The organism is Kitasatospora sp. NPDC059160 (genome assembly GCF_042755465.1).
Lineage (GTDB): Bacteria > Actinomycetota > Actinomycetes > Streptomycetales > Streptomycetaceae > Kitasatospora.
In genome coordinates, this window is record NZ_JBHZCN010000211.1 from 1 (window position 1) to 5,923 (window position 5,923).

A 5,923-nucleotide genomic window follows, 5' to 3' on the forward strand; every position below is an offset into this window, starting at 1 on the left:
TGGGGGGGGGCTCGCTGGGCCCGGGCCCCCCCCTTGGGGGGGGCCGGCCTGGGGGGGGGGGGGGGGGGGCGGCGGGGGCGCCCCCCCGGGGCCGCCCCCCCGGCAGGAGGGAGGGGCGGGTCAGACGGTCGGCAGGGTCTTCGCCGGGAAGTCGACCTCGGTGTGGCCGACCGAATTGAAGTAGTTGGTGAAGACGTTCAGCGCCACCGCGCCGATGATCTCGCCGACCTCACCGTCCGAGTAGCCGGCCTCGCGTACCTCGGCCAGCTCGGCGTCGGAGACGAAGCCCTTGGTGCGGATCACCGAGCGGGCGAAGCGCAGGGCGGCAGCGGTCTTCGGGTCGGCGGCCTCGGCACGTCCGCCAGCGGCCAGGTCGGCCTCGCTGACGCCGGCCCGGGCGCCGAGCACGTGGTGGGCGGCGTAGCAGTACTCGCAGGAGTTCTCGGCGGCGGAGACCAGGGCGATCTGCTCGCGCAGGGCGCCGGTCAGGCCGCCCTTGGCGAGGGCGCCGCTGAACGAGAGGTAGGCGTCCAGCACGGCGGGCGAACTGGCCATCGCCCGCATCATGTTGGGCGTCACGCCGAGGGCGCGGTCGACCTTGTCGAGCAGCACCTTGGCGGCGGGGGTGGCGGTGTCGGGGTTGACGACGGCGAGACGAGGCATGGCGAAGACTCCCGATACGGGTTGTTGTTGGCACTGCCAACTGATGTTGGCAGTGCCAAATATAGTTGGCGCTGCCTACAATGCAAGAGGCAAGGCCAACAAGGCCGAAGCGGGCGACCGGGCTGACCGGAGCGTGGAGGGAGAAGGGTGGAGGAGGTGGAGGGCGTCGCCGGACTCCCGGGACTGTCGCCGAGCGAACAGTTGCTGACCGGGCTCAGCAGGCTGGGCCAGGCGCTGCGACTGAGCAGCTGGCACAACGCCGGGCCCGCGAAGCTGACACCGCTTCAGGCCGACATCCTGGTCTTCCTCGCGGGGGACCGCCGCCCGCGCCGCCAGGGCGAGATCGTCACCGCGCTCGCCTCCACCGCGCCCACCGTCAGCGACGCCGTCCGGGCCCTGGTCACGAAGGAACTGGTCGAACGTCGCCGCGACCCGGCCGACTCCCGCGCGGCATCCCTGCTGCTCACCGAGGCCGGCGAGGCCGAGGCCGCCCGGCTCGCGGTCGTCCCCGAACCCCTCGCGGTCGCCCTGGCCGCCCTGGACGACGACGATGTCGCCGCCATGCTGCGCGGCACCACCGCGATGATCCGGGTCCTCCAGGAGCAGCGTGCGATCCCGGTCTCCCGCACCTGTGTCACCTGCCGCTTCTACCGCCCACTCGCCCACCCCGAGACCCCCGAACACCCCCACCACTGCGCCTTCGTGGACGCGGCCTTCGGCGACGGTGAACTGCGCGTGGAGTGCCCGGACCACGAGCCGGCGGTGACTCCCGATCCATCGGCCGGTCAGCAGCACCGGCCGGGGCTGCCGTAGCGTCCTACCCGCCGGCCGTGAGCGTGGCCCGCTCGACGTCGAGGCCGGATCGACGGACCCGTGACCCGGCCTGGGCCAGGTCGGCGCGGGCGGCGTCGGCCCAGTGCGGCGAGTGCCATCGGTGGGCGACGCGCTCGGCACGGGCGAAGTGGTCGGCGGCCTCCTGCGGGCGGTCGAGCATCAGCGCGAGTTCGCCGAGGGACTGGGCGACCGGGCGTAGGGCAAGAGAGAGGCCGACGGCTCCGGCCACGATGTCGTGGAACGGGAGGAGCTCCGGCTAGATCGCGGCGGCCGCCTCACCCCCCTCGTCACGCCATGTGATCAGCCGGGGGCAGTGCGCGAAAGTGTCCGACCGGGCCGAATGTGCGGGCGATCCGGCTTGTAGGCTCGTAAGGAACAGCTCGGATTCTTGAAGGGGGAGCCCGGTGCGCGCCCGTCGCTGGACAACTGTGGTCGCTGGAGTCGTCACGCTGAGCAGCCCGGCGGTGGCGTACGCCCGCGGTGGGGGCGGTAGCCACGGGTTCGGCGGCGGTGGGGGAGGCGGTGGCAGCCACGGTGGGGGCGGTGGCAGTCACGGCAGCGGCTTCCACGGGTTCGGCGGCGGTTTCGGCTTCGGGTTCGGGGCCGGCAGCGGTGGGTTCGTCTCCCTCCTGGTGATCGTGGCCGTCCTCCTCCTGATCATGTGGGTCGTGTACCGGCGCCGGAAGGCGGCGCAGGCAGTCGGCCTGAACACGGTGTCGGACCGTACCGCGCACCGCGCGGACGAGCAGGCGCGCGAGCGCGCCGCCCAGGTCGCGGCCCGGGTCGACGCCATCGCCGACACGGACGCGACCTTCGACCGTGCCGCGCTGGAGCGCCGGGCCGTCGAGCTGTACGTGACCGCCCAGAACGCCTGGACCCGGCACGACCACGCCATCCTGCGGCAGGTCCTGTCCCCGGTGCTCTACGGCAAGTGGGCCGAGCAGCTGCGCGACTACGAGTCCCGCGGCGAGGTCAACGTCGTGGAGATCGTCTCCGGCCCGGTGGTCGAGCTGGTCGATGTCGCCAACCGCGCGGGCGAGGAGAACGACACCGTCACTTTCCGGGTCACCGCGACGCTCAGGGACTACGTGCGCCGCGGCGACGGCGCGGACGCCGTGCGCAAGGACGACTCGACGCGCCCGGTCGAGTACTGGACGCTGCGCAAGAGCCCGGCCGGCGAGTGGATCGTGTCCTCGGTGGAGCAGGCGGCCGAGGGCGCGCACCACCTGACCAACGCCATCGAGACGGACGGTTGGGACCAGAAGGAGGTCGCCCGCGAGGCGGTCCTCGAGGTGGCCGGGAAGACCGCGGTCAGGGGCGCGGGCGACATCCTGTCGCTGACCAACATCTCGTGGAGCACGGACGCCGACACCGCCGTCGGCGATCTGAGCGTGCTCGACGGCCGGTTCGACAAGGCGGTCCTGGAGGTGGCCGTCGAGCGCTTCCTCGAGGAGTGGGTCATGAACGACGGCAGCCTGGACTTCACGTCCGTCCGCACGGTCGACCGGACCGTCATGCGGGACGCCGTCGTCAGGGCGGTCACGGTCCGCTCGCTGGTCTCCCGCGATCCGATCGTCTTCCGCGTCGCGGTCGACGCGGAGGGCGTCTACTACGAGGTCGACCGCCGCACCGAGCAGGTGCTGCGCGGCGACGCGCGCCGACGCCGCCCGATCACCCTCGCGTTCGACCTCCGGCTGGACGACACGTCGACCAAGGCGTGGACCGTGGTCGCCGCCGACGTGGAGTAGGCGGCGCCGTGGACGCGCACGACCGCTGACGGGACGGAACGGACCCCTCGCCCGCAGCAGAGCGCCGGCCTCAGGGCGTGGCGGCCACGGCCGAGCGGTCGGCGGCGATCCGTACCGCGAAGCCGGCCAGGGCGGTGCCCATCACGTAGCGCTGGATCCGGGTCCAGAGCGGGCGGCCGGAGAAGAACGTCGAGACCGATCCGGCGGTCAGCACGAAGATCCCGTTCACGAGCAGTCCGACGACGATCTGGGTCAGTCCCAGCAGCAAGCTCTGCGCCGCGATGTGACCCCGGCTCGGGTCCACGAACTGGGGCAGCAGCGACATGTAGAGGATCGCGATCTTCGGGTTGAGCAGGCAGGTCAGCAGGCCGATCGTGAAGAGCTTGCGCGGCGGGTCCGGCACGAGCTCGCGCTGCTCGAAGACCGAGGAGCCGCCGGGGCGCACCGCCTTCCAGGCCAGCCAGAGCAGGTAGCCCGCGCCGGCGAGCTTGACCGCCAGGTAGATCTCCGGGATCAGCGAGAAGACCGCCGAGATGCCCGCGGTCGCCGCCAGCAGGTAGGCGAAGAAGCCGGTCCCGACGCCGGCCAGGGAGATCAGTCCGGCGCGGCGCCCCTGTGCCACCGAGCGGGAGACGAGGTAGATCATGTTCGGTCCGGGCGTGAGCACCATCCCGAACTCCACCGCCGCGATGCCTGCTATCGCGCTGATACCGACCATGTCGCCCCCGCCCTCAACCGTCCTGTTTTGCGGGCGAAACCTAGCACGCGACGCTCATTCGGATCATGCCCCGGTCGTCTGCGGAGGACTCCGGCGGGTCACCACCCGTTCACAGCAGACCTGATAGCGGGGCGCGGCACGGGCGGCGACGCTTGTGGGACGCGGGCCCGGGCCTAGGGTGGCCCGGCCGGGACGAAGGCGGAAGATCCATGTCGCGTTTCCTCGATGGCCGGCCGCGGGCGGCCGAGCGGCTGAGCCGGAGCGCCGGCGCGGTCGGCGCCGTACTCGGTTGCACGATGCTCGTCGTCGCGGGCTGCAGTTCGTCGTCGACGTCGCCGTCCACCGTGTCGTCCCGCCCGTTCTCGCCGGACGTGAGCTCGTTCTCCGGGGTGCTGCCGTCCGCGGTGGCCTCGGCGAAGGCGTCCGTGCTGGAGTCGGTCTCGGCTGCCGCGGCCTCCCGGTCGGCGGCGGCCGCCTCGTTCGAAGCCTCCGTGTCGGCACAGGTGTCGGCAGGCCGTGCGGAGGCACAGGCGGTCCTGGCGAAGACGGAGGGCTCCGGCAACGCCCTGTCGGACGTCACGCTCACCGGGCTGCCCAAGGCGCAGGCGGCCGGCTTCAACGCCGCGCTGGTCACGGTGGTGAACAGCACCCGGGCGACGGCGTCGTACGCGGTCAAGGTCGAATTCCTCGACGAGAACGGCAAGGTGGTGGACACCAGCTTCCTGGGAGTCAAGGACCTGGCCCCGGGCGCGAAGGCCCAGCCCACCGCGTTCAGCCCGATCGACCGGGACAAGGCACTGCTCTCCAAGGTCACCCAGGCCCAGCGGTACTGAGAACGACGCACGCACGCACGGGCGGAGGCCAGGGGCCCCTGGGGTAGTCGTGTCCGGGGCAGGCGTGTGAGCATGACCGGATGACTGCGAGGACCGAAGAGGCGTACGAGCTCTACCGGGTGACGACTCCGGTGCTGGAGATCGCCTACCATCGGACCGGCGAGCGCCGCCGTGCGTCCGCTGCCCCGGTGATCCTCCTGCACGGTTTCCCCTACGACGTGCGGGCCTACGACGAGGTCGCGCGGCTGCTCGCCGAGGCCGGCCGGGAGGTGCTGACGCCGTACCTCCGCGGTTACGGTCCGACCAGGTTCCTGGACGCGGGGACGATGCGCAGTGGCCAGCAGGCCGCGCTGGCGCGGGACCTGGTGGAGTTCATGGACGCGCTGGGGATCGAGCGGGCGGTCGTCGCCGGTTACGACTGGGGCGGGCGGGCGGCCTGCGCGGCGGCGGCGCTGTGGCCGGAGCGGGTCCACGGCCTGGTCGCCGCGGGCGGCTACACCGTCCAGGACATCGCCCGGGCGATGGAGCCCGCCGCACCGGAGGCGGAGCGCGGCCTCTGGTACCAGTACTACTTCCATTCCGAGCGAGGCCGCCAGGGGCTGGAGCAGAACCGGGAGGAGCTGTGCGGGCTGCTCTGGCGGCTGTGGTCGCCGACCTGGGCGGGGGCGGCGGAGGCGTTCGCGGCGTCGGCGGCGAGCCTGCACAACCCGGACTTCGTGGACGTCGCGATCCACTCCTACCGCCACCGTTTCGGCCTGGTCGAAGGCGATCCGCGCTACCGGGAGGCGGAGGACGCGCTGGCCGGTCGGCCGACCGTCGTGGTCCCGACGGTGGTGCTGGTCGGCGAGGAGAACGGCGTGATCCCCGTGGCGGATCAGACCGGCACCGAGCGGTTCACCGGGCCGTGCGAGGTGCGGACCCTGCCCGGGGTGGGGCACAACGTGCCGCAGGAGGCCCCCGGAGCGTTCGCCGCGGCGATTCTGGGCCTGCCCGGGTAGCCGCGTGCCGGCCGGCGAGCCCGCGCTCCGAACCACGATGGCGGCCCGGCGCGCCGGCCGGGGGGGCACACGGGGGGCGCGCGGGGCGGGGGGGGCGGGGGGCGGAGGCGTGGGGGCCCGCCGGGGGAC

The 5,923-nt window shown here is 72.9% G+C and carries 7 protein-coding genes; 4 read left to right on the plus strand and 3 right to left on the minus strand.

What is annotated here, in order from left to right:
* Positions 1-120 precede the first annotated feature (120 nt).
* The gene (locus ACFXOZ_RS41850) at positions 121-663 is read right to left on the minus strand and encodes a carboxymuconolactone decarboxylase family protein (protein WP_380523618.1); all 543 of its coding nucleotides are present in this window, start codon (positions 661-663) and stop codon (positions 121-123) included.
* Between the two features lie 147 nt (positions 664-810).
* Between ACFXOZ_RS41850 and ACFXOZ_RS41855 the strand changes: the two genes are divergently transcribed.
* On the plus strand, positions 811-1,476 hold the full coding sequence (locus ACFXOZ_RS41855) for a MarR family winged helix-turn-helix transcriptional regulator (RefSeq protein ID WP_380523615.1): 666 nt from the start codon (positions 811-813) through the stop codon (positions 1,474-1,476).
* 4 nt (positions 1,477-1,480) lie between these two features.
* Here ACFXOZ_RS41855 and ACFXOZ_RS41860 read toward each other — a convergent pair whose 3' ends face one another.
* Positions 1,481-1,726 (minus strand): hypothetical protein, encoded by a 246-nt coding sequence (locus ACFXOZ_RS41860; protein WP_380595296.1) that lies wholly within the window; start codon positions 1,724-1,726, stop codon positions 1,481-1,483.
* 409 nt (positions 1,727-2,135) lie between these two features.
* Here ACFXOZ_RS41860 and ACFXOZ_RS41865 point away from each other — a divergent pair, with 409 nt between their 5' ends.
* Positions 2,136-3,245, plus strand: a complete 1,110-nt coding sequence (locus tag ACFXOZ_RS41865) for a Tim44-like domain-containing protein (protein ID WP_380523611.1) — start codon at positions 2,136-2,138, stop codon at positions 3,243-3,245.
* Between the two features lie 70 nt (positions 3,246-3,315).
* Here ACFXOZ_RS41865 and ACFXOZ_RS41870 read toward each other — a convergent pair whose 3' ends face one another.
* The gene (locus ACFXOZ_RS41870; protein ID WP_380595298.1) at positions 3,316-3,963 is read right to left on the minus strand and encodes a LysE family translocator; all 648 of its coding nucleotides are present in this window, start codon (positions 3,961-3,963) and stop codon (positions 3,316-3,318) included.
* A 209-nt stretch (positions 3,964-4,172) separates the two neighbouring features.
* On the opposite strand from ACFXOZ_RS41870, the gene ACFXOZ_RS41875 reads away from it, so the two are divergent.
* Both ACFXOZ_RS41875 and ACFXOZ_RS41880 read left to right on the plus strand, forming a co-directional pair.
* Positions 4,173-4,796, plus strand: coding sequence for a hypothetical protein (locus ACFXOZ_RS41875; protein WP_380595300.1), 624 nt, complete (start codon positions 4,173-4,175; stop codon positions 4,794-4,796).
* An 80-nt stretch (positions 4,797-4,876) separates the two neighbouring features.
* Complete coding sequence (locus tag ACFXOZ_RS41880; RefSeq protein ID WP_380595302.1) at positions 4,877-5,794, plus strand: alpha/beta fold hydrolase; 918 nt, start codon at positions 4,877-4,879, stop codon at positions 5,792-5,794.
* Positions 5,795-5,923 lie beyond the last annotated feature (129 nt).

Coding starts and splice junctions, on each gene's coding strand:
- ACFXOZ_RS41870 (WP_380595298.1), bottom strand. CDS start 3,963: ATGGTCGGTATCAGCGCGATAGCAGGCATCGCGGCGGTGGAGTTCGGG.
- ACFXOZ_RS41850 (WP_380523618.1), bottom strand. CDS start 663: ATGCCTCGTCTCGCCGTCGTCAACCCCGACACCGCCACCCCCGCCGCC.
- ACFXOZ_RS41880 (WP_380595302.1), top strand. CDS start 4,877: ATGACTGCGAGGACCGAAGAGGCGTACGAGCTCTACCGGGTGACGACT.
- ACFXOZ_RS41875 (WP_380595300.1), top strand. CDS start 4,173: ATGTCGCGTTTCCTCGATGGCCGGCCGCGGGCGGCCGAGCGGCTGAGC.